Origin of the sequence: Lamprobacter sp. (assembly GCF_034860625.1) — a bacterium.
Lineage (GTDB): Bacteria > Pseudomonadota > Gammaproteobacteria > Chromatiales > Chromatiaceae > Lamprobacter.
This window is the reverse complement of sequence record NZ_JAYESN010000009.1, coordinates 32,982-55,910: the sequence shown is the minus strand read 5'-3', so window position 1 is coordinate 55,910 and position 22,929 is coordinate 32,982. Positions and strand designations below refer to the sequence as shown.

Sequence of the window (22,929 nt, the reverse complement as noted above, 5' to 3'; positions counted from 1 at the left end):
GATGGGCTCTGAGCCAAATTCCGGATGCTGTCTCAGTGCGCCGGCTCCGAGCCGGATCGCTGATCTAGCAGTAGCCACTCAAGCAGGGCCTTCTGTGCATGCAAGCGGTTCTCTGCCTCGTCCCAGACCACGGATTGGGGCCCATCGATGACATCGGCGCTGACCTCTTCGCCTCGATGTGCCGGCAGACAATGCATGAAGAGGGCATTTGACCGCGCCCGGGCCATGAGTGCTGAGGTCACGCTGAAATCAGCGAACAACGCCTTGCGCTGATCTTCCTCGCTCTCCTGACCCATGCTGGCCCAGACGTCGGTCACGACGAGATCCGCGTCCTCGACAGCGGCCGCCGGGTCGTCCAGAAGGGTGCAATGGTCTGCGGCAGCTGCCAAGATCTCGGGCTCGGGCTCGAAGCCGGGTGGGCAGGCAATGTGCAGCTCAAAGTCAAACAGGCGGGCGGCATTGATATAGGAATGGCACATATTGTTGCCATCACCAATAAAGACCACGCGCCGCCCTTGGATCGGGCCGCGATGTTCAGTATAGGTTTGCATGTCGGCTAGCAACTGGCAGGGATGAAAGCGGTCGGTCAGCCCATTGATCACCGGCACCTGTGAATAGTCGGCAAAACGCGTCAGCGTCTCGTGCTCGAAGGTGCGAATCATCACCACATCGACCATGCGCGACAGAACCCGTGCACTGTCCTCGATCGGCTCGCCCCGCCCGAGCTGGGTATCCTTTGGTGACAGGAAGAGTGCGGTGCCGCCCAGTTGAGCCATGCCGGCCTCGAACGACACCCGCGTGCGGGTCGAGGATTTCTCGAACACCATTGCGAGTGTATAGCCGATCAGCGGCCGGTAGTGTTCGCCGCGCTGTCGCCGTTGCTTCAGCTCCGTCGCCCGCGTGATGAGCCCTGTTGCTGCACCTGGGTTGAGGTCGAGTAGGGTGAGGAAGTGCTTGGGCGGAGTCTGGCTATTAGCGCGCGTCACGAGGGGCTTCCTGCGTCAGTGTCTGCGGGAGTGCTTAAGAACATCAGGATCAGCTCGGAGACCCTCTCGACGATCTCGGCCGCCTGGTCGTCATCGATGATCAACGGTGGCAACAAGCGCACCACCGAGCCAGCGGTCACATTGATGAGCAGGCCCTGTGCCAGTGCCTGTGTGACCAGCTCGGGGCAGGGACGGTCTAGCTCAATCCCGATCATGAGTCCGCGACCACGGATGTCTTGTACGCCGGCGATGCCTTTGAGTCGCCGGCGGAAGCCATCGATCAAGCGATCACCCAGCAGCGCCGCGCGCGCGGGTAGATGCTCTTGCTCGAGGATGTCGAGCACGCTTGCCGCCGCTCGGCAGGCAAGTGGATTGCCGCCAAAAGTCGAGCCGTGGCTGCCAGGGCCGAGCACCTCGGCGGCTGCGCCGCTGGCGAGGCAGGCACCGATGGGGACGCCGTTGGCGAGCCCCTTGGCGAGAGTCATGACGTCAGGCTTCACGCCGCTCCACTGATGCGCGAAGAGCCGCCCAGTGCGCCCCATGCCGGTCTGGATCTCGTCGACCATCAAGAGCCAACCATGCTGGTCGCAGAGTGCGCGCAGGCGCGGCAGATAATCCTCGGCTGGAACGATGATGCCACCCTCGCCCTGGATCGGCTCGACCAGCACGGCGATGATGTTGGGTCGGTTAGTGGCAGCGGTCTCGATGGCGTCGATATCGTTATAGGGTACGCGCACGAAGCCTTGCACGAGGGGCTCGAACCCGGCCTGAGCCTTGCGGTTACCGGTCGCGGTCAGGGTGGCCAGGGTGCGCCCGTGAAAGGCGTTCTCCATCACCAGAATCGCAGGGTTCGAGAGACCGCGCTGATGGGCGTGCAGGCGCGCCAGCTTGATTGCGGCCTCGTTCGCCTCAGCACCGGAGTTGCCGAAAAACACACGGTCCATCGCGGCTGCAGCGCATAAGCGAGTGCCGAGGGCGACTTGCTGCGGAACCTGATAGAGATTGGAGGTATGGAGCAAGGTGCCGGCCTGAGCGCAGATCGCCTCACGCAGAGCCGCATGGGCATGACCGAGGCCACAGACCGCGATCCCGGAGAGCGCGTCGAGATAGCGCCGCCCATTGACATCCCAGAGCCAAGCGCCCTCTCCATGATCGAAGGCAACCGGTAGTCGCTGATAGGTCGCCATCAGGGGTGCACCGCTTTCGCTCGCTTGAGGCTCGGCGCCCGATGCTGTGCCGATGTCTTCAGGCCCGTTCACGATGGTCTCTCCAAGTCGTCGATCGGAGCTGCGAGCCATCGGGTGACAAGCGATGACAGCCGCTGAAGTGATCGAGTAAACAGAAAATTATAACAGGCTTGAGCAGGTGTGGGCCAATTGTCCGCGATCCGCGCTCGAGTCTGATTCTGGTTGCGAATGATTGGCAACGATCAGGCCATGTGGGATTTGCCGCGGATCTTGGATGCCGCAATGCCGCATCCTTGCGCGCTTGCGCGGGTTGGGTGATCAACGCATGGGCCGAACAGCACGATGCCCAATTCTCGCGCGCTTGCGCGGGTTGGGTACTCGCCATCGAGCCTGCTAAGCTCAGCATCTTGTTGAGCCTCGGTCATTTGCGCGGAGCATCGCGATGGGTCCTATGAACGCTCAGTCTTGGAATCCGGTGTGCGTCGCATGCGCCTCGCTGCTGCTGTTTTGGTTGAGCGTGCCGCTGCTGGCGGCACAGGTCGAGATTGCTCCAGAGTTGAATCGGCTGTCTGCTGCGCATGGGTTTTCAGTCACCGGGATCGAGGTGATCGAGGATGAGCGTGGGCGTTCCGAGGAGGTTGACCTCTTCCGCCGGCTGCGGGTTCTTCTCGAACGCTTTGATCACATCCTGGTCCATGGTGCCAGCGGGGAGGTGGCGCGGGTGATCATCATGGGGCGCACTAATAGGGCTCCACCGCCAAAGATGCAGCTTGATCCCGAGCCGAGCGCGGATGCAGTGGCAGGGCAGATTGAGCTGGAGACCATCCGCGAAGGTGCGCAGCATTCGGTTCGGGTGACGCTGGAGGGGGCAGGTGGTCGGCGCGTCGATCGGACGCTGTTGATCGATACCGGCGCGGATGCGGTTGTGTTGCCGGCATCGATGATCGCGCCACTTGGGCTTGATCAGTCGACACTGTCGGAGCGTGAGGTGCAGACCGCGAATGGCCGCACCCAGGCCCTGATGGGAACCTTAGAGGCGGTGTGGCTGGATGGAGAACGGCTGCCTGGAGTGGCTGTTGCCTTTATTGAGGTCGACAAGCTCGGGGTCTCTGGCCTGCTCGGGATGAGCGTATTGGGACGCTATCAGATGACGATCAACGATGAGAACAACCGCCTCACGCTGAGGCCAAATCGTGCAAGCGCTGGGGCCTCAAGCAGCAAGACCCAGAGCCAGACTTCCAGCCCATAGGGTTTCAGCTTAGGCTGTTGCACCTGGGCGATCCGGCGAAGGAGGACGCAGACCCTTCCCTGCTAGCCCGTTCAGCGACGCGTACCGAGTAGGATCTGCCGCTCTCTGAGATCGACAAGCAGTCCAGCGCCGAATTGGATGACTCGATCTGGCTCTGGATGCTGAAGTTCTTCGGCGATCGTTTTCAGGCACTCGAGCCCTGATGGCTGAGACCCTGCTTTTAGCAATTGCAGCAAGCGCTGGGTGACCGGGTTGATCTTCAGAAACTCGACCTCGTCGCGACGGTTGCGATAGACCACCAGATGCGTCGGCTCGGGATCGGGCTCCTGTGGCTGGAACTCAGGCCCGATGCGATGCACCGGAAAGCGATAGCTCAGGTTCCAAGCCAGCGGCGAGACCAAGGGCATACCAGTAAGCAGATCGCCGTTTGGGTCCGCGAGATCGGTGGTGGCTTCGTCATCGCTGAACAGGAGCGCGGCCTCGACCCACTCATAGTGGGCAAGCTCGAGGAGGAACGCCGGATCATTGGGCTGTGGCTGCCGTTCGTCGCTGAGGAAGGCGACCAGTTCCTGGCCTAGTTGCGGAAAGAATGCTGTAGTCGCGCGGTGCTCGATCAGGAACTGTCGGATCAGCGCGTCCCAGCCAGCCTGACCCAGGCATGCCTGCAAGACCGGAAAGCCCTGGCCCAACAGCGAAGAAAGGTTGTTGAAGAAGAGATCACGATAGATCGCCATCCGCGTCGGGTCGACGTCGGCCGGTGGCAATCGTCTCTTCGGGTCACGGATATGGCCGGCAAAGGCGCGCTGCACCTCCGTGAAGTGGCCGGGCCTTGGCTTGGCTGGCATGGCTTTTGGGGTATTGAGGTCAGGAGGCATTGGCGAACGGTTCCTGAGGGGGTTGGGCACTGGCCCGAGCACTGCTACGAGCAGTCTCTACTCCATGGCGCGCTTGGATGCGGCTGATCCGCCCGACCTCCTGGGTCAGTTGGTCAAGCGGCGGGATATTGAAATCTCGCTCCAACAGCGTCGGGAAGACGCCAAAACGCCGATAAGCTTGCTCCAGCAATCCCCAAACCGGCTCGATGACGTCAGCACCATGCGTGTCGATGCGAAGATCAGGCGCCTCCTCATAGTGTCCGGCGATATGGCCATAGACGATGCGCTCGCCTGGTAGCCCCTCAAGGAAGGCGCCCGCGTCATAGCCATGGTTGATGCTATTGACATGGATGTTGTTGACATCCAGTAGCAGGTCGCAGTCGGCCTCATGCAGCAGGCTGTTGATGAACGTCAACTCACTCATCTCCTGGCCAGGTGCAGCGTAGTAGGACACATGCTCGAGCGCGATCCGCCGCTCCAAGATGTCTTGCACCTGACGAATGCGGTCGACCAGGTGGGTCACGGCCTCTTCGGTAAAGGGGATGGGCATCAGGTCGTAGAGATGGCCCTCATCCGAACAGTAGCTCAGATGTTCGGTATAGGCGCGAATCTGATGCTGATCCAGAAAGCCTTTGATGCGGCGGACCAGGTCGAGATCCAGCGGCTCCGGTGAGCCGATAGAGAGCGAGAGCCCATGGCAGACGAACGGGTAGCGCTCGGTCATTCTCCGCAGGATGCGCCCCCAACGTCCGCCGACGCCGATCCAGTTCTCCGGGGCAATCTCCCAGAAATCGACTTCCGTCGGTGGTTGCTCGGCCGCAGCGGAGGCAAAGCTCCGTCGCAGGCCGAGACCGGCGCCATGAACGGGGTAGGGGGTCTCGGTCACGGGTTCGATCTCGGCTGTGCTTGCTTCGCTCAGGGGTTAGCGAGTGGGGGTGATTAGCTGGTGCCGCCGCACTTGCCTTCACCGCACTTGCCTTCGCCTTCATCCTTGTTGCCACACTTGCCCTCGCCACACTTGCCCTCACCGCCATCCTTCGAGCCGCACTTGCCCTCGCCGCAGCTGCCTTCGCCGGTCGCCAGCATCAGATAGCCGCTCTCGAGCTGCTCGGCCCCGAACGGGTTTTCCGATGCCTGCGCAAGGTTGGCGATAGAAAGGCTGCCGACTAGGGCAGCGCCGATGACCGCAGCAGGCGTCATACTGTTCTTAGACATGGTTCCACTCCAAAGAAAAAGGATGTTTTTGTGCTTCTTGGCGGCCTGATTGCTTGACGGGCTAGGCCCGGTCTCACAAGCCGGCTGCGATTGATAACATAGTCTTTCGCTCGGGTAAAATCAAAGATCGACCCCGTCAGACGTTGTTATCGCCCCTAGAGACCCAGTCAACCGCGCAAATGTTTCATCCTATAAACCGCAGATGACGCAGATTCTCACAGATTAAAATAATATAAAACAATGGTTTAGAGGCTTTAACAAGACCACCTAACAGGTGAAGCAATGAACAACTGCAATGTATTGAAATCTCTGCGTTAATCTGCGTCATCTGCGGTTGAAATGCTCTTTTTAGGTTCATCGCTGACGAGTTGGGCGTCCATAATCGCGAGTCCTCAATCGCGCCGGCGCTGTCCGCCTCCACGGCGCTTGATGCACTTCAGATACCCCTTCGACTGGAACGCGCGGCCATCGCGCTGGATCTTCCAGAGCGCTTCGGCCAGGCAATCGAGGATGCGATGCTCAGCCTCATGCACGTTGCCGAGGCAATGCGCGATCATGCCCTGGTACAGCCGTCGGATGCCGGCTGGCCGATTGGTGCTGACCTGCTCCTGCAGCGCGATGTGCAGGGCCATGTGCAGAAACGGATTGCTCTCGCCACCTTCGGGAAGCCACTCGCGGCCAAGTGCCGCCTCGCCTTGCTCGAGCAGGGCCTGATACTCCGGGTGCTGGCCGGCAACTTCAACGATTTGCTGCTCGACGGGCTCTAAGGGCTCACCGCTCTGCGCTTTTCGCCAGGCGGTGAGATAGACCTGGCGGAGCTGATCGCGATCTTGGCTGAACATGGGCGTTTGATGGGACTCTGGCAAAGGCTCGGCAGCGTCGATCTCATCGATTGCTGGACCCGGATCAGGGCGGTGAGATTCGATCAGGGCTGGTGTTCACATTGGCAGGGGTCTTCTGTCTGTACTCGCAGAGGTCTGAGATCAGGCAGGTCGGGCAGCTTGGTGTGCGGGCCTTGCAGACATAGCGACCGTGCAAAATCAGCCAGTGATGGGCATCTTGCAGGAAGGGCCTTGGCACCAAGCGAAGGAGGCGCTGCTCGACGGCCAAGGGCGTCTTTCCGGTTCCAAGTCCGGTGCGGTTTGCGACTCGGAAAATGTGCGTGTCGACGGCGATAGTCGGCTCGCCAAAGGCCGTATTCAAGATCACGTTCGCCGTCTTGCGGCCGACGCCCGGCAGCGCCTCGAGCGCGCTACGCTCGCGGGGCACCTCGCCGTCATGCTCATCGAGCAGTTTGCGGCAGGTCGCGATGATGTTTTTTGCCTTGCTGTTAAACAGACCAAGTGTGCGGATCTGCGCCTTAAGGCCATCCTCGCCTAAGGCCAGGATGGCGCTCGGAGTATTGGCCAGCGCGAACAGGTGCTCTGTGGCCTTGTTGACGCCCTTGTCGGTCGCTTGGGCCGAGAGGATCACGGCGATCAGCAGCTCAAAGGCAGAGCGGTATCGCAATTCGGTCGTCGGTGCTGGGTTGGCCGCGCGGAGTCTTTCGAAGATCGCCCTGCGCTTCGCTGTATTCACCTTGCGCTCGATCTGGCCTGCCTATACCGCTGCCCGTTCGCGCAGTACCTTGACTTGGAACAGGGTGTTGCGCTCTTCCTCCTCCAATGCGGACTGGATGAAATGGATGCTGCGCTGGTACAGCGGGATGATGTTGTACTTGAGCGCATTCACCCGTTTTTGCGCCTTGCGCTGCTCTTCCATCAGCCGATAGAGCGCGATCTCGACCTCGCCGAGCCGTGCTAGGAGCACGGCAGCCTCAGCCAGGTGCTCGCGCGTGTTGTCGAAACTGGCGTCGGTTCCGAGCAGCCCAGCCGGTTTGATCGACAAGCGTTCGGCGGACACCGAGGGATACTCAACGCCCAGCGATCGTCGCGGCAGGATATCGATGCGAAGTCCTGGTGCAGCCCCTAGTGCTGCCTGATTCAGTCCGCGACTGCCCATGCGCAGATGGGTGATGCCGAGGCAACGGTAGGCCTCGGCGAGTCCGCGTTCAGCTTCCTCGCGTAGCCGCCGATATTCGCCGATTCGCTCGTACACCAAGCGGGTGAGAAGCTCGCGTTTGCGCTCGAGCAGATCGTGTCCCTCTTCAAGGAATGTCGCCTGCTTCTTCAGTGAAAGCAGGGTGTTCTTGGTCGGCGGGACCTTGAGGACTTGCTGGGCCATGAGGGTGACAACTCCGCGGGACAGATCAGGACCGGTATCGGGCCCGAGAGGTGACCCGTAGGCGACCATTGTGCCAAAGAAGCAGGCCGAAGGTGCGGGCGTTGGTCAAAGCGGTCAAGCCGCTGGTGGCTCTTGGCTAGCCCGCCCCAGCAAGGGAGAGCCGCCATGCCGATCAGGGATGCCACCAATCAGGGAAGCGCAACAGCCGCCGGCGCCTGCCAACCGGTCGCGCGGTGCTCGACAACCACCGTGGTGTAGATACCGCCGCGAACGTTGAATTCAGCGGTCAAACGCATGAATCTCGGCTCGGTGGCCTGGACCAGGTCGGTCAGGATGCGGTTGGTGACGGCCTCATGGAAGCCGCCCTCGTCTCGATACGACCAGACGTAGAGCTTGAGCGATTTCAGTTCGACGCAGGTTGCCTCTGGCACGTATTCCAAGTTCAGCTCGGCAAAGTCTGGCTGGCCGGTCTTCGGACATAGACAGGTGAATTCTGGCACACGGATGCGGATCGTGTAGTCGCGCTCGGGCTGCGGATTCGGGAAGGTTTCCAAGGCTTGGCTGGGACGGGTCGCCATCGTGATCAGTCTCTTCGAGTGAGGTTGGATGCTGATGAGATTGGGATGGCGGAGTATAGGGTGAAATCGGTTTGCGATCAGTCTGCCGGCTTTGTGCGAGCCGATCTACTTCCTCACTGCTGCACTTGCTGGGTGGCCTTGCTAACACCTGTCAGAGCTTTGTTTTAAACCTGCTAGAGCCTTATTTTTAAGAGTTAATCTGCGCCAGCCACAGGCGTTGCTGCTCTTTCCGGCGGCGCTGCTCTAGGGCCTGGTGAATGCGCTCGCGAACCTGGTCGAAGGCTAGCGTCTTGGCGCGGTCAATGGCATCACACAACAACAGATGAAAGCCGAGCTCGGACTCGAGCACGCCGCTGAGCTGGCCGGCATCTAGCGCGAAGAGAGCGGCGTCGAGCGCCGGGTAGAGTTGGCCGGGGCTGACTGTGCCGAGCTGACCGCCCTGCATCGCGGTGGGGCACTCGGAATGCCTGCGTGCCTCGTTGCTGAAGGCATCGCGTAAGGCCGCGGAGTCATCGGGCTGCGCGCGGGCCTGTGCCCAGAGGCGCTCGCCAATGGCCTCGATGCGCGCGCGCGCGGCTGTACGGTGATTCTCGGGATAGTCGTCGTTGATGGTGATCAGCAGATGAAGTGCGTTGCGTTTCTCCGTTGTCTTGAAGCGCTCGCGATGCAGCTCGTAGAAGAGTCGCTCATCCGCATCGGTAATCGGTGCGTGGCGCGCGCCGACACGCTGCATCACGGCATCGAAGATGAGCTCGCGGCGTAAGGCCTGGCGCAATTGGCGACTGTCGAGTCCGTTGCGCTCCAGATCGGCCTCAAACTCATGCTGGCTCTGATAACGCTGCTTCACGGCCTGATAGGCACGCTGCACCTGGGTATCCGGGATCAGCACATCGCGCGCCTCGGCGCTCTGCAAGACCTGCGCTTCGAGGGCAACACTGCGCTTGGCCTGGTGCTCGGCCTCGGCCAGTTCTTCGCGCGATAGGGCTGGAATGTTGCGTTGAAAGCGGGCCGTTGCGGCACGCAGCAGATGGTAGCGGAAGCCTTCGGCCTCGGCGGCTCCGAGGTGGGCGTCTGCTGGAGGGGGGACGATGGCCTCTGAGGCGCTCATGGGCTCTGCTCCGCGAAGGCTGGCTGATGGCTGCTGGCGCCCTCGGCGGGCGATGCGGGATCTGCCACTGGCGATCCCTCTGCGTCCGCTTGGGCTGGCGCCGGTTCTAGCGCTGACTCGGGAACCTGCAACAGGCTGCAGTCTGGAAACAGCACATGGTAGGCGACCTCGCCGGTCTGCTCGGGCGTGGCTGGTCCGCGCAGCACCTTGATCACCTCGCCGATCCGCCCCTGCTCGACCAGGACGCGTCCGCCGCGGCCGAGCGCGATGCGGGCGCTGACCTTCTCGCGCGACTCGAAGCGACTTGGGGTCCAAGGGTCGCTGGCCGGCTGTAGCTCCTCCGCGCGGCAGCCGACGATGCGATCGTTGTCAAGAAAATGCACGCTGTAGATGATCTGATCCTGCAGGAAGGTGCCAAACTCACGCACATAGCCGGTACTGCCGCGGCGCACCAGCAGTGCGCCCGTAGGCTGGCCGGGAAAGGTGCCGTCGTTGCGCAGATTGCGCAATACCCGCACCTCATCGCCGTAGTCGTAGACAGGTCGCATCAGCGTGGGTGCTCAGGTCGGGGCGAGCCGGTGCCGCGGCTGGCGAGGAGTTGATCAAGGCCGACGTTGACCTGACGTGGCTCACGCATCTTGAACACGCGAAACACCTTTTCGGTGCGGGCATCGGAGCCGACGAAGTCTTGGTAGGCGCCCTGCAGCAGGTCGGCATAGAGGCGGTAGCGGCCTGCCGCACTGTCGGGTGGCTCGTCGATCTCGGCGAGGTAATCGTGGAAGCGCTGCAGGATATGCAGCCGATTGACATGCACGATCGCCGGCGCGAAGGCTACACCAAAGTAGTCGAGAAAATCCTCGGCGGTTTCCAGCTCATCGAGATCGCACTCGAAGCGGTCGAGCGAGTCTGGGATATGAGCAGGTAAGGCATCGGGCATCGTATCGATGAAGGTCGGTGTCGCTAAGGTCTGTTCAGGCATGGCGGTCTCCGGTATTGGTCAAGTGAGAGCCACAGATGGACGGGCGGATACTCACAGGTTCTGATCCTCTTCTGATCGTCTCCTGATCCAGGCTCCATCGGTTTTTCCAGGCGCTCGGCGTTCAATCACCGAGCAGATGGATGTTGTCGCCGGCGCTGGCGATCTGCTCGCGCCGGGCGGCTTTTTCGGCCCAGCCCAGCAGTTCACCTGTGCCGAGCTGGTCTTTGTGATCAAAGGCTCGCAGCGGGGCTAAACGCTCGATGGCGGCGGTGGGCTGCGCTTGGCGTAGCAGCAGCCAGGCGGCGCCCTTGAGCGCCAGCAACAGGAAGCGGGTGCCGGCCATCGAGCGCTGCGAGGCTTGCTCGATCTCGGCTTGACCAAGCTGGCGCCAATCTTCGCTCAGTCCGAGCTGACGGCAGCTCAATTGGATGGCGCGGTCGGCCATGCTCAGGGCATCGACGTAGCGATGGCGGTAGTAGTAATAGCGATAGAGCGCGACGACCACCGAAAGATGCTCGGGAGCCTTGCGATAGGCTTGCAGCAGGCCCCATTCGGCGCTGTCCACCGAGGTCAGCTCGATCTCATCGTCGGATGATCCATCAAGCGCCCGCGAGCGGTAGCACTGGCCGCTCTCCTCGATCAACTGCTGCACCTCGGTCGGCAGTGGCGTCTCGAAGTACATTGCCTCATCGGTGATCTCGAGTAGGTCCATGATGGTCTATTGCTCGCTGCGCTGATGTCAGGTGAGTCCTGCCTGGCTGACTGCCTGATTCAGTGTTTGGCTGACGGGTTGGCTGACGGTCTGGCTGATCGTTTGGTTCACTGGTTGGCTGCGCTGCTGAAGCAAGGCCGGGCTTGAGCCTGGGCGAATCGGGCAACCGCGCCTCGGCTCCGGCTCCGTGGGTCCCTCGGATCGGCTTGAGGCCTGCCCTGGGAATGCCTGCTCTAGGAATGCTTGCTCTAGGAACGCTTGCTCCAGGAACCGCTGCAGGTCCGCGCGCGCCGGCGCGCGCTTGGCCTTGGTGACAAAGCGGCGCAGCTGCGGCAGCACCCGCTCGGCCTGCGCAGCGTCGATGTCGAGCTGCAGCCATTGCTGGTAGGCGAGCCGAATGGCTTGCCGACCGGAGTGCTTGCCGAGCACGATCTGGTGTCGGCGACCGACCTCGGCGGGGTCGATGCCCTGATAGTTGTTCAGATCCTTCAGCAGACCATCGACATGAATCCCCGCTTCATGGGTGAAGGCGCCATCGCCGACCAGGCTCTTGTGCCAGCCAATCGCATGACCGGAGGCCTGCTCCACGAGCTTGGACAGGGCCCCGAAACGGGTCAGGTCGATGCCGATATTGAGTCCATGCACATGCTTGAGTCCCATGACGACTTCTTCCAGCGCGGCATTACCCGCGCGCTCGCCGAGGCCGTGGACGGTGGTGTTCACATGGCTAGCGCCGGCGCGCACCGCGGCGAGGGTGTTGGCGGTGGCCAGACCGAGGTCGTCATGGGCATGCATCTCGATCTCACAGTCGCAGACGCTGGCAAGGTCGCGGATGCGCTCATAGGTGCCAAAAGGGTCGAGCAGACCAACGGTGTCGGCAAAGCGCAGGCGACGGGCGCCGGCCTGCTGCGCCGCCTCGGCAACCTGCTTGAGCCAGTCCGGGTCGGCGCGTGAGGCGTCCTCGCAGCCAACACCGACCTCTAGGCCCTGATCACGGGCGATACGTACCTCTTGGGCGATGCAGTTGAGCACCCAGGTGCGGTCTTGGCCGAGCTTGCGCGCGATCTGTTGATCCGAAACGGGGATCGAGAGATCGACGAGGTCGACACCGAGATCGATGCAGGCGTCAATATCGGCACTGCACATGCGTGCCCAAACCATCAGTCGCGCCTTGAGCCCAAGGCCGGCGACGGCACGGATCGAGTCGCGCTCCTCTTCGCCCATGGCCGGGATACCGATTTCGAGCTCGGGTACGCCCAAGGCATCGAGCCCGCGCGCGATCGCGAGCTTTTCATCGAGCGAGAAGGCAACGCCCGCGGACTGCTCGCCATCACGCAGCGTGGTGTCGTTGATACAGACCCGAGGAGAGGTCGGAGCATTGGTGATCGGCATCGGTCTAAGCTCCAGTCAGGGTTGTCGTAAAGGCGTCGCTCAAGCAGTGGTTGCTAAATCGCTCGCTGATGAGCGGTTGCGAAAACGTTCTCAGGGCTTGGCGTTAGACATGACGAGAGGTTGAATGCAAATCTTGGGCCTAGCTTATCCGAGCTGAAGAATCAACGACTTCACGGCGACGGGTTCCAGGTTTGAAGCGATGACAACCTGCCGGGAGGTTATCTCTGTCGCAAATCCGACAGGGCGGGCTAGGGAGGCATTCGAGCACACTAAAGCGCGATTCGAGGCAACCGTTCAGCCTTGGGGCAACAGCCTGGGTATTCGTATTACCCGCCCGATCGGGCGGTTGGCTCGACCTCGACTTCGCCTCTGTTGTCGCCGCCAATCTGATCCAGACCCTCGGCTGGCGGGTCGAAAGATGAAGACTAATCGGCCTTTGCAAGCGGCATCAGGATTTGCATTTTGGTGCCTTGGCCGGGGTTTGATTGCACTGAGAGGCCGGAGCCGGAGTGCAGCACGAACTCGCGCACCATGAACAAGCCGAGGCCGTGGCCGCGTTGTTGCGTCTTGGTTGAGAACAGTGGCTCAAACATGCGGTTCAAGACCGCTGCCGGGATGCCGCTGCCGGTATCACTGACATGGATGATGGCGTACTCGCCAGGGCTGAGATCACCAACCATGAGTATCGGAAAGCCTCGCCAATGCTCGCGTTGGGCTATGATCCGCAGCCTGCCACCTTCCGGCATGGCATCGCGACCATTCAGGGCCAGATTCAGCAGTGCGGCCTGCAGAAAGCCGCCGTTGGTGGTGGCGGTCAGTCCCGGCTCGACCTCAAGCTGCCAGTCGATCGACTCTGGCAGCATCATGCGCAGGATGTCCGAGAGCTCCGTCAGCGGCGGCTCCAGCGGAGTCGGGCGCAGCGGCACCCCCCCCGCACGGCTCAAGGCGAGCATGCCGGAGGTGATGACCTTGGCCTGCCCCAAGACGCTGCTCATCTCGTCGAGTACCTGGCTGATCTCGGCATCCGGCTCGCTCGGCTTGATAAAGCTCCGCAGGAAGTAGAGATTGGCGTCGAGCACGGCGAGTACATTGTTGAAATCGTGGGCCACACCGCTCGCCAGATGACCAATGGTCTCCTGCTCTTTGGCGCTGACCAGGTCGCGCTCGAGCTCGGCTTCATGCTGGATGGTGGCCATGCGCTGGTTAATGAACCGCAGCAGCTCCTGTTCGGGTTTGCTGAGGGCGGCGCGTGATTGCTTGCCCCAGAATTGCGTCAGCAGCCAGCGCTGCGGTTTCGCCTCGCCCGGCCAGCCTGAGGCCAGCAGGATCATGCTGCAGTAGCCCTGGACGCGAATCGTCTTCGGCACGGCCTTACCAAGGATGACCTCTGGTTGGTTCAAGTGCTTAGCCGGGTCGGCAAACAACACCTCGGTGACGGCGCGCGCGGCCACCCCGGAGGGCTCGACACTGATGGCCGGGAAACAGGCTAGGCGTTGATAATGCCCTCCAAGCGCGCGTGAACCGGTCTCGGCGGCGGCCATGCCAAGCGCGTCATTGGCGATCTGCAGCAGGGCGACGATCTCCTCGTTGGCGTCGAGCTCCTGGTTGCTGAGATCAACCAAACGCTCGAGATCCTGGGAATAGCGCTGCAGGGCGCGGTCGGCGGCGCGACGCTGGTTTTCCGCATGCCGCAGGTCGGAGATATCCAGACTGCTGCCGCGATAGCCAAGCAGGCGGCCATTGGTGTCCAAGATGGGCAGGCCATCGACGCTCACCCAGAGGCGCCCACCATCCGCCGTGATCATAGGGCACTGAAAGTCACGCCAGGGCTGTTGCTGCTGGATGAGCGCGAAGGCTTCAGCCTTGATCTCGGCCCGCTCAGGTTCCGGGATCAGATCATAGAAGGCCTTATTGCCCTTGAGCTCCTCGACGGGATAGCCGAGTAAGGTCTCGGTGACCGGATTGACATAGGTATAGCGGCCAGTGCAGTCGATCTCCCAGGTCATCATGCGGCTTTGCGAGGCCAGTGCATCGTAGCGCTCGGTGCTCGCGCGCAGCTCGGCAATAAAACGCTCGCGCTGCAGCGCACCGACCAGGGCGCCGGCCAGGCCGATCAGCAGATTCAAGTCAGGACTTGTCCAGTCGCGTTGCTGTCGCTGGGCATCGAGGCCGACGAAACCAATCAAGGCTCCCTCTTCCATGAGCGGGACTACCAGCAGCGATTGGATCTGTTGGCGCTCGAGGTCTTGGCGCAGCAGAGTCCAGTCGTCGCCGAGCTCGGCGACCTTGGGAACGACGAACGCCTCGGCCTCGGCGAGCAGTCTCGGCAAAGGACCCAAGTGGCTGATTGGGAGGCCTTGCAGACTGTCCTTCATGGGTTGGATGCCGGCCGCGACCCACTCATAGGTGTTGCTGAAGGATTCACCGCCGCTGTCGACCTGGAACAAGTAGGCGCGATCAGCGCCGGTGAGCTGCCCAACCTTCGCCAGCGTCTGCTCCATGAGGGCGTCGAATGGCAATTGCGTCCGATCGACAAAGGATCGGGTGAGCGCGACGAGCTCGCGCTCGAGGCGTTCTTGGGCGATCAATTGCAGCTCGGCTTGTTTGCGCTCGGTGATCTCGAGATGGATGCCGATGAAGCGCCGGGCGCGGCCATCGGGGCCGCGCTCGATGAGGCGGCCAGTGCTCTGAATCCAGATCCAATGACCGGCCTGATGGCGCATCCGGAACTCGGCCTCGAAGAGCACCGATTTGCCGTCGACATGGGCCTGAATCTGCTGCTCGGCCAGCGGCAGATCATCGGGATGGACTAGCTGGCGCCAGGTGTGTCGGGTGATCGGCTGCAGCTCGGCTAGCCGGTAACCGAGCATCTCGGCCCAGCGTTCGTTGCAGTGATTCTCATCGGTCTCGATGCGCCAATCCCAGGTGCCGACACGGGTGCCGTCGATGATCTGCTCAAGACGCTGGCGCTGTTCCTCAAGCGCCTGCTCAGCCGCCTTACGCTCGCTGATCTCTGCGGCGACGCCAACGATCCGACAGGGTTGGCCATGGGCGTCGCGGACCAGAAAGCGGTGGTCGCCGATCCATTTGGTTTGGCCTGCGGGGGTGAGGATGCGGTATTCGACCGTCTCGCTGCCGCTGCCTGTCGCCATCTCAAGACGACCTTGGATGATCCGTTCGCGATCCTCGGGGTGGATGCACTCGCGCCAGAGCCTGCGGTCAGCGTAGGCCTCCGCGATCGGTCGTTCCCAGATCGCCTCGAAGGCGCTGCTGAGATAGGTCAGCCGATCCTGCTCGAGATCGAAGACCCAGAACACCTCGGCGATGGTCTCGGTCAGCTCCCGCAGGCGCGCCTCACTGGCGCTGAGCTGCTCCATGGCCTGGATACGCTCGGTATCGTTGCGCTGGATGCCGAGAAAGTGGCGAATCTGGCCTCGTGCATCCTTCACCGGCGTGATGGTGACCGAGTTCCAGTAACAGCGGCCATCCTTACGATAATTGCGTAAGGTGACCTGGCAGGCGCGCCCCTCATCGAGCGCGGCGCGTATCTCGAAACGGCCTGGCTGATCACGGTCGTTGCCTTGCAAGAGGCGGCAATCACGGCCTAAAACCTCGGCGGCGCTGTAGCCGGTCAGGCTCTCGAAGCCCTGACTGACGAAACTAATCGGAAAATCGCCGTTTTCGTGGCGTTCGGCGATGACGATCCCGGTCTCGGCTTGCGACAGGGCATCGAGCATGACCTGATGGTCGCGGCGCAGCCTAAGACTGCTGAGGACGGTAGCGGCGAGCGCTGCGGCATGCTGGAGTAAGATCGAGGCGAAGCGATCGGTTGTGTCCGGCTGTGGCGCGGTGAGCGTGATGACACCGAGGATGCGGTCGTCTTGGCCTTGGATGGGCTGACACCAACAGGTCTCCAGAGGTCCTTGTGGCGTCGAGTCCAGTGGTTGGCTCGGCGTCTCTGCCGCGCTTTCAAAGGCTTCGTAGAGGGTGCAAGGCAGGTCGCGATGCACGCAGACCCTGGGGTGCTGGGCGAGCCGGGCGTTGAGCTGGACGATGCGAGGATCGTCAAGGTCGGAAGCGGCCAGCACCTCAAGCGTTCCCTCTGGCTTGCGCACCAGCAGCGTGCATTGGCGGTTTGGCGTCAGTTGGCTGATGCGCTGGCAGAGGTGCTTGGTGAGCTGATGCTCGTCCGTGTCCGTGGTCACGAGCTCGTTGAGGATGTCGGCGTGCAAGTCGCTCAGCGCGCGCTGCTCTCGTTGCCGATCTCGCTCTTCGGCCAGGGCCGTGAAGCTGGCCTCGAGTCGCTTGCTGATCGCGATCAGGGCTTGAGCGCCGGTGACCGACTCCTGCAGCCGGTTCGCAGGGAGCGTCGGCATCGGGTGACCCGAGTCGATGAGGCGCGGCAGTGCCTCCGCGGTCTGGATCAGATCCTGCATCGGCTGCATCAGCCAGCGGCTCAGCCAGCAGCCAGCAAAGACGGCCATCGCTGCCCAGCCCAGCAGCGCGGCGAGCCACCGCTGCAGCGAAGTATGAACCTTGTTAATCAGTGGCGCACTGCTGACCTCAATGCGTAGACCCGCCAGGCTGTGCACATCGGGTAACGGCAGCGTGAAGCGATAACGCACCTGGTACCAATCAAAGAGCCCGGTTGGCGGCTCACCGCCGGTGTTGACCAACTGCAGACCGGCCTGCCGGGCAACGGGCAGGGCCTGCTCCTGCAGGCTCTGTGTGGACAGCGGGAGGAGTTCAACGGTCGGCGTCGCAGACGCCGGAAAGTGTTTGGCCAGACGCGTGACGAGCCGCTCGGAGAGCTGATCAAGCTGCTCAGAGCGTTGTTCGAGTGTCGTCTGTGCGGGCACTTGTGTGGACTCCAGGCGCAGCAACTCTTCGGCAGCGGCAGCAAACAGCCTGAGGTGCTGAGCCAGCTCGGTTTCGAGTTGGTCTTGGAGATCACGCGTGCCGATGTGGGTCAGCGTCAGGGTGGGGAGCAGCGCGACAACCGTGAACAGCACAAACAGCAGATGGCGATTGGAGAGGCTGGCCGGGCGCTGGCGCAGCAGCGGAACCAGCAGCAGCACCAGCTCGGCGAGGGTCGCGGCGATGATGTCGTTGGCGGCGTTTTCGAGCCCTAGCAAGAGGGCGGTATCGAGGCCAAGATTCAGCACGACTAGCGTCTGGAACAGGCTCAGAGGGATGCCCAGCGTCGCCCAAAAGAGGACGACGAGCACGGGGAGGGCCAGCGGTTCTTGCTTGGCTCGGCGCGCCCGCGCGGACAGCGCCTGTACGAACAGGAGTAGCGCGCCGATGAGCACAACGCCAAAAGGATGTTCGCCCACCGCCAGCCAGGCTGAGCCACTGAGTGCCACCGCCGCCAAGAGGGCGGCCGGTAAGCCAAGCCACACCAGTGCGAGCAGCACCGGAACGAGTCCGCAGGAGACGTATAGGCCGAACGGGAGCGGTAGGCAAAAAAAACCGCCTGCAGCCGCCGCCGCAACCAATAAGGCGAGGAGCAGCGGGAGTGAGCGCACCGCTTGCGACATTGACGCCAGCCGGTTGCCTTGGCGAGGGACCGCTAACAGCCGCCATCGGCCCATTAGCCTAAGCTCTCTTGTTGAGAGAGCCGATCGGTGGTGCTGGCCCTATTGCGGAGGCAGATCTCCATGCGCATATCCCGGATGAGCGTCGGAGTGAGCGATCAGATGCTGCGAGTATCGCCGAAAACCGCAGCTCAGGAAACTGCAGAAGCTGTGATAGTTTAGCCTCAGGCACGGGGCGCGAGGCAACGCCGGGAAGAGGAGTTTGCAGAGGATGGGTCGCCTCTGCTTTGAGGTCAGTAGGCCGCCTGGCCCCTTTGAAGTTGACCGGCGGCTTTGGCGCGAAAGCGTGCAGAAGTCTCGGGCCAAAAACGGTGAATCCTAGCCGTGGTTATGGAGTCGATCCGCAGTTGGCGCGACAGGCTGGCCTGCCCGGCGAGACGGTCTGCGATCTGCTCGAGCGGGGCCACCTCGCTCGCGGCGCCGCGTAGGATGGCCTCACGCGGCATGCCAAAGACGATGCAGCTGGCTTCATCTTGAGCGAGGGTGAAGGCGCCGCTGTTGCGCATCGCCAGTAAGCCTGCGGCACCATCCTTGCCCATGCCGGTGAGGAGGGCGCCGCGGGCACGCTTGCCCGCCTGTTGCGCCACCGAATGGAAGAGCACATCGACCGAGGGACGATGCCGATTGACCTCAGGGCCTGCATCGAGCTGAGCGAAGTACTGGGAGCCACGGCGCTCAACCTTTAAGTGCTGATCGCCGGGGGCGATATAGGCACAGCCCTGCAACAGCGGCTCGCCCTGCTCAGCCTCTTTGACCCACAATGGACTCGTGCGGTTGAGTCGCTCGGCAAAGGAACGTGTGAAGCCGGCGGGCATGTGCTGAACCACCAGCACCGGCGGGCTGCTGGCCGGCAGTTGCTCGAGCACCTCGCGGATGGCTTCGGTGCCGCCGGTGGAGGCGCCGATCACGAGTAGGTCTTCGCCGTTCGTGCGGCGAGGTGCGGCCGCGCGAATCGGGGCGGGTAGCCGGATGGGTGCTGACTTTTTGCGCGGCTGCGACGCGAGCGAGGTCGAGGCTGCGGCGGCGCGTATCTTATTGACGATATTGGCGCTCTCGGCCTCCAAGCCGGTGTTGGAGCCAACCCGGGGTTTCGCGATGACATCATGCGCGCCAAGTTCCAAGGCGCGTCGCGTTTCCTCCGAGCCTGGCTGCGTGCGTGATGAGATCATGACGACCGGCATCGGGCGCAGCCGCATCAGCTTCTCGAGGAAGTCGAGTCCGTTCATGCGCGGCATCATGATGTCGAGGGTGAGCACGTCCGGATTGTGAAGCTTGATCAGTTCGCGCGCGATAATTGGGTCGGAGGCGACAGCGACGACCTCCATGTCTGGGCGTCGGTTGATGATCTCGGTGAGTCGTGCACGGATGCTCGCCGAGTCATCAACACAAAGAATCTTGATCTTGGGGGCGTTTAGCACGGTCAGTCTCCTCAACAACCTGTTTCTGTCATCTCTGTGAGCCTAGCCAGCCATTCTTGGCTAGACCGTCGAGGCCATCCGAGGCCGTTGCAGGCGATTGGAGTTTCCGCCGAGGGCGGGTCTCCTGGTATCGCTGCCTGTGAGAGATAGACTAACGCCGCCGGTTGAAGACCATGGTAAAGCTTTGTTAAGCCCGCTTTTGCAGCAGCGCCTCATGAAAGGCCTGTTTGAGATCGCTGAGATCAATGGGTTTACGCAAGATGGTGACCGCTTCGCCGTGGCTGTTGAGCGGCGGCTCCCAGTGGGCCTGCTGCCCGGTCATCAAGATGAACGGCAGATGCGGATACTGCTCAGTCAGATGCGCGGACAGTTCCAGCCCATCCATCACCGGCATGGCAATATCGGAGAGGACAAGATCGACCGCTGCGCCAAGCTCGGCGAGGCGGAGCAGGGCGGCCTGGCCATCCTGAGCGGTCTCCACGACAATGCCTTCGCTCTTCAGCAGGCGCCTGAGTGAATCCCGCACACGGCGATCGTCTTCGACCAGCAGCAGGCGCCGAGGTCCAGTGAGGGTCTGCGCCCGGCGAGGCTCAGGGAAGGGCTGCGCCGATAACCAGAGGCGGAAGCAGGTGCCTTGATCGGCGTTGGCGTCGATCCAGAGCCCGGCTTGGGTGCGAAGCACAAACTCGCGCACCATGAACAGGCCGATGCCATGACCACGTTGCTTGGCCTTCGTCGAGAACAACGGGTCGAAGATGCGCTCGAGTACGCTCGGCGCGATGCCCTTGCCGGTGTCGATCACCGCGATCTCGACGCAATCCTGGGCGGGGATGACACCGATCCTCGGCGCGCTGGCAGCGGCTCCCTGAACCCTCCGGGCCGCAATGGTGAGTGTGCCCTGATCGCTCATGGCATCACGCGCATTCATCATCAGATGGAGCAGGGCTGACTGGAGGAAGGCTCGGTTGCTGAAGGCCCGTAGGCCTGGCTCGATGTCGAGCCGCAGCGCGATCCGCGGGGGTAAGACCTGCTCGAGGATTTGCTTGAGGTCGCTAATCGCGTTGCCGAGGTCGATCCTCTCGAGGGGGATAGGTCCAGAACCGCTGATGGCGAGCATGCCAGAGGCGATCACCTTGGCTTGCCCGAGCGCGCTGTGAGTCTCGGCGAGGACTTGCCCAATCTCGGAGTCAGCCGCGGCCTGATCCTCGAGGCCGCTGGAGAGATAGAACAGGTTCGCGTCGATGACACCGAGCAGGTTGTTGAAGTCGTGCGAGACACCACTGGCGAGGTGGCCGATGGCCTCGCGTTCGCGCGCCTTGGACAGGTGCTCCTGTAACTGGTGCTTCAGATGCAGCGCGGCGATGCGTTGGGCGATCAAACGCAAGAATTGCTGCTCACCCACTGCCGTCGCTTGTCTGAGGGTTGTGCCTTGAAAGCGGATCAAGAGGGGCTCTAGATCATCATTGTCCTGCAGCTGATTGATCAGCATGCCAATGACGACTGACCGCTCGCCAGCGCGGCTCGATTCGGCGTCCATCGCATCCGAGATCAGGACCGGAGTGCCAGGCTCCGCCGAGGCCTCGGCCATCAGTTTTGGCGAGGGCGCCTGGACTGAGCTGGCATCGTCGGGCAGGGCGCAAAGTAGGTGACAGCGGGCGTCGGTGCCGAGTTGCCAGACCGCAGCGGTCTCAAGCTCCAGACTGCGGCATGCAAGCTGCAGGAGCGCTTGCGTTTGTGTTGTCAAAGACGCCGACGACCGGTTGGCTAAGGCTAGCAATGATTCGAGTTGCTCCGCATAGGCTTTCAGCCCTTGCTCCGCGGCAGACTGACGTTCGCGGGCCAGGTGCAGATCGGTGACGTTCTCGATCATCGCCAGCGCCATGGGCTGATCATCGCTGCTAGTCGGCAGTAACGAAACGCGCAGCTCACCCCAGAGCAGTTGACCATCGGCATGCCGATAACGGTTGGTCATGCGATAGGCGCTGCGCTGGCCCTTGAACAAGGCGTCGAGCTCACTGAGCACCTCCTGCCTATCCGCATGATGCGTGAGGTCGTCAAAGCGCATCTGCTTGAGGTGCTTGTCCTGGTGGCCAAGGAACTGCGTCAATGCCCGGTTGACCATCAGCGGTTGCCGATCTTGACCGATCAAGGCGATCCCGATGGGGGCGTTTTCGAAGATCGTACTCAGCCGCGCCTCGCTTTGTCGGAGCCGCTGCAGGGTTCGTTGATGCAGCCTTGGGGGCAGCCGACTGCTCAGCCAGGTGGCCAGGGCAATGCCAAACAGCGCAAGGCTTAGCAAGGCCAAGAGTAGACGCAGAAGCTGCTGCTGCAGGTCGTTGATCAGCGGCGCGGCGCTAAAGCTGACGATCAGGGCCTGATCCGCGATGGGCGATAAGGGTTGCGGTAAGCGAACCTGATACTCCGCATTGCTCCAGATCGCGATCTCAGACGCCTGAGACGGGGCTGGGAGACGCACCCAGAGACCCTCGACGAGGGTTGGGTGCAGCGCGCGTTCAGTCGAGGTCTGCCAGTCGGACCAGGGTTTGAGGCTAAATGAGAGCCCTGGACCCCAATCCTGGGCCAGCTCTTCACAGAGGGCTTGGCTGAGCCCATCAAGCGCGGCTTCGAGCTCGAGGGGGTCGGTGACATCCAGGTTGTCGGCCTGACTCAGGAGGCGGTTTGCGACCGCAGCGCCGGTCAGCTTGGCACGCTGGGCAAGCTCGGTCTCCAGCCGTTGCTTGAGTCCTAGCGTCTGCCACATGAGGAGCAGTAGACCCGGGAGCAGTATCGCGATCAATAAGACATTGAACAGGGAGCGATTATAGCTGGTACTGCTGCGTTGGCGTTTCCAAAACAGCGCTGTCGCCACCAGGATGAGGCCGGCAACAGTGGCATTGAGGATGCCGTTGATCGCCTCTTTCAGCGCGATCAGCCAGGTTAAGGTCCAGTCGGCCTGAAACACAGAGTGATAGAACAGCAGCGTCAGGGGAATCCCGAGCACCAGCCAATAGAGGGCATCGCTGGCCGCGAGCTTGGGAGGTCTTCGGGTGCGCTGAAGGGCACGCTGGTGCAGCCAACTGACGAACCCAATCTCGGCGACGAGGATGATCGCGGTATAGGCCTGCCCCCACAGCAGCCAGGTCACACTGCTCCCCACCACGGCGACCAACAGGGCGGCGCGCGGACCAAACCAGAACAGGGCCAACAGGGCGGGAATGGAGCCAAACAGGAAGTCGATGCCGAAGAACAGCGGGAGGCTGACCGCATTGCCGGCCAGCGCGAATAGACCGAGGAGGGCGATGACGAGGTTGCCTGACGTCAGCAGCGGGCGCCGGGTCATTGACGCGGCCTCGTGTCGACCGGGGCGGAACGGCAAAGATCGAGACAATCAGAACACATCGAGGTGACTC

The 22,929-nt window shown here is 62.2% G+C and carries 17 protein-coding genes and 1 pseudogene; 1 reads left to right on the top strand and 17 read right to left on the bottom strand.

From position 1 onward, the window contains the following. Positions 1-32 precede the first annotated feature (32 nt). Positions 33-986: an ornithine carbamoyltransferase gene (argF, locus tag VBE63_RS04140; RefSeq protein WP_323681726.1), complete on the bottom strand. Its 954-nt coding sequence runs from the start codon at positions 984-986 to the stop codon at positions 33-35. Beyond that, entirely contained in the window at positions 983-2,173 is a 1,191-nt protein-coding gene (locus tag VBE63_RS04135) for an aspartate aminotransferase family protein (protein WP_323681750.1), read from the bottom strand. The genes argF and VBE63_RS04135 overlap by 4 nt, the downstream gene beginning before the upstream one ends. A 442-nt stretch (positions 2,174-2,615) precedes the next feature. Between VBE63_RS04135 and VBE63_RS04130 the strand changes: the two genes are divergently transcribed. Next, positions 2,616-3,422: a retropepsin-like aspartic protease gene (locus VBE63_RS04130; protein WP_323681725.1), complete on the top strand. Its 807-nt coding sequence runs from the start codon at positions 2,616-2,618 to the stop codon at positions 3,420-3,422. A gap of 71 nt (positions 3,423-3,493) precedes the next feature. On the opposite strand, the gene VBE63_RS04125 is transcribed toward VBE63_RS04130, so the two are convergent. The 15 genes and pseudogenes from VBE63_RS04125 to VBE63_RS04055 form a co-directional block, all read right to left on the bottom strand. Continuing rightward, positions 3,494-4,297, bottom strand: a complete 804-nt coding sequence (locus tag VBE63_RS04125; RefSeq protein WP_323681724.1) for a DNA-binding domain-containing protein — start codon at positions 4,295-4,297, stop codon at positions 3,494-3,496. Beyond that, the gene (locus tag VBE63_RS04120; protein WP_323681723.1) at positions 4,287-5,183 is read right to left on the bottom strand and encodes a DUF692 domain-containing protein; all 897 of its coding nucleotides are present in this window, start codon (positions 5,181-5,183) and stop codon (positions 4,287-4,289) included. The genes VBE63_RS04125 and VBE63_RS04120 overlap by 11 nt, the downstream gene beginning before the upstream one ends. Before the next feature lie 53 nt (positions 5,184-5,236). Next, on the bottom strand, positions 5,237-5,512 hold the full coding sequence (locus VBE63_RS04115) for a low-complexity protein (RefSeq protein ID WP_323681722.1): 276 nt from the start codon (positions 5,510-5,512) through the stop codon (positions 5,237-5,239). Between the two features lie 392 nt (positions 5,513-5,904). Beyond that, positions 5,905-6,354: a DUF1841 family protein gene (locus VBE63_RS04110; protein ID WP_323681721.1), complete on the bottom strand. Its 450-nt coding sequence runs from the start codon at positions 6,352-6,354 to the stop codon at positions 5,905-5,907. A 64-nt stretch (positions 6,355-6,418) separates the two neighbouring features. Beyond that, positions 6,419-7,090 carry an endonuclease III gene (gene nth / locus VBE63_RS04105; RefSeq protein ID WP_323681720.1) on the bottom strand — a complete coding sequence of 224 codons (672 nt, stop codon included), beginning with the start codon at positions 7,088-7,090 and terminating at the stop codon, positions 6,419-6,421. Between the two features lie 21 nt (positions 7,091-7,111). Continuing rightward, positions 7,112-7,735, bottom strand: a complete 624-nt coding sequence (locus VBE63_RS04100; protein ID WP_323681719.1) for a V-type ATP synthase subunit D — start codon at positions 7,733-7,735, stop codon at positions 7,112-7,114. A 188-nt stretch (positions 7,736-7,923) separates the two neighbouring features. Next, positions 7,924-8,313, bottom strand: coding sequence for a preQ(1) synthase (gene queF / locus VBE63_RS04095; protein ID WP_323681718.1), 390 nt, complete (start codon positions 8,311-8,313; stop codon positions 7,924-7,926). A gap of 187 nt (positions 8,314-8,500) precedes the next feature. After that, positions 8,501-9,421, bottom strand: coding sequence for a nitrogen fixation protein NifM (gene nifM / locus VBE63_RS04090; RefSeq protein ID WP_323681717.1), 921 nt, complete (start codon positions 9,419-9,421; stop codon positions 8,501-8,503). Beyond that, complete coding sequence (locus VBE63_RS04085) at positions 9,418-9,969, bottom strand: nitrogen fixation protein NifZ (protein ID WP_323681716.1); 552 nt, start codon at positions 9,967-9,969, stop codon at positions 9,418-9,420. The genes nifM and VBE63_RS04085 overlap by 4 nt, the downstream gene beginning before the upstream one ends. Continuing rightward, positions 9,969-10,358: a nitrogenase-stabilizing/protective protein NifW gene (nifW, locus tag VBE63_RS04080; RefSeq protein ID WP_323681749.1), complete on the bottom strand. Its 390-nt coding sequence runs from the start codon at positions 10,356-10,358 to the stop codon at positions 9,969-9,971. Before nifW ends, VBE63_RS04085 begins: the two co-directional genes overlap by 1 nt. A gap of 163 nt (positions 10,359-10,521) precedes the next feature. Then, on the bottom strand, positions 10,522-11,112 hold the full coding sequence (locus VBE63_RS04075; RefSeq protein ID WP_323681715.1) for a hypothetical protein: 591 nt from the start codon (positions 11,110-11,112) through the stop codon (positions 10,522-10,524). A 258-nt stretch (positions 11,113-11,370) separates the two neighbouring features. Continuing rightward, positions 11,371-12,504 (bottom strand): annotated as a pseudogene (nifV, locus tag VBE63_RS04070) (homocitrate synthase); the annotation flags it as partial. Positions 12,505-12,929: 425 nt separating this feature from the next. Continuing rightward, on the bottom strand, positions 12,930-18,044 hold the full coding sequence (locus VBE63_RS04065; RefSeq protein WP_323681714.1) for a PAS domain-containing protein: 5,115 nt from the start codon (positions 18,042-18,044) through the stop codon (positions 12,930-12,932). Between the two features lie 290 nt (positions 18,045-18,334). After that, positions 18,335-19,525 carry a chemotaxis response regulator protein-glutamate methylesterase gene (locus VBE63_RS04060; protein WP_323681748.1) on the bottom strand — a complete coding sequence of 397 codons (1,191 nt, stop codon included), beginning with the start codon at positions 19,523-19,525 and terminating at the stop codon, positions 18,335-18,337. A gap of 181 nt (positions 19,526-19,706) precedes the next feature. After that, positions 19,707-22,859 carry a response regulator gene (locus VBE63_RS04055; RefSeq protein ID WP_323681713.1) on the bottom strand — a complete coding sequence of 1,051 codons (3,153 nt, stop codon included), beginning with the start codon at positions 22,857-22,859 and terminating at the stop codon, positions 19,707-19,709. Positions 22,860-22,929 lie beyond the last annotated feature (70 nt).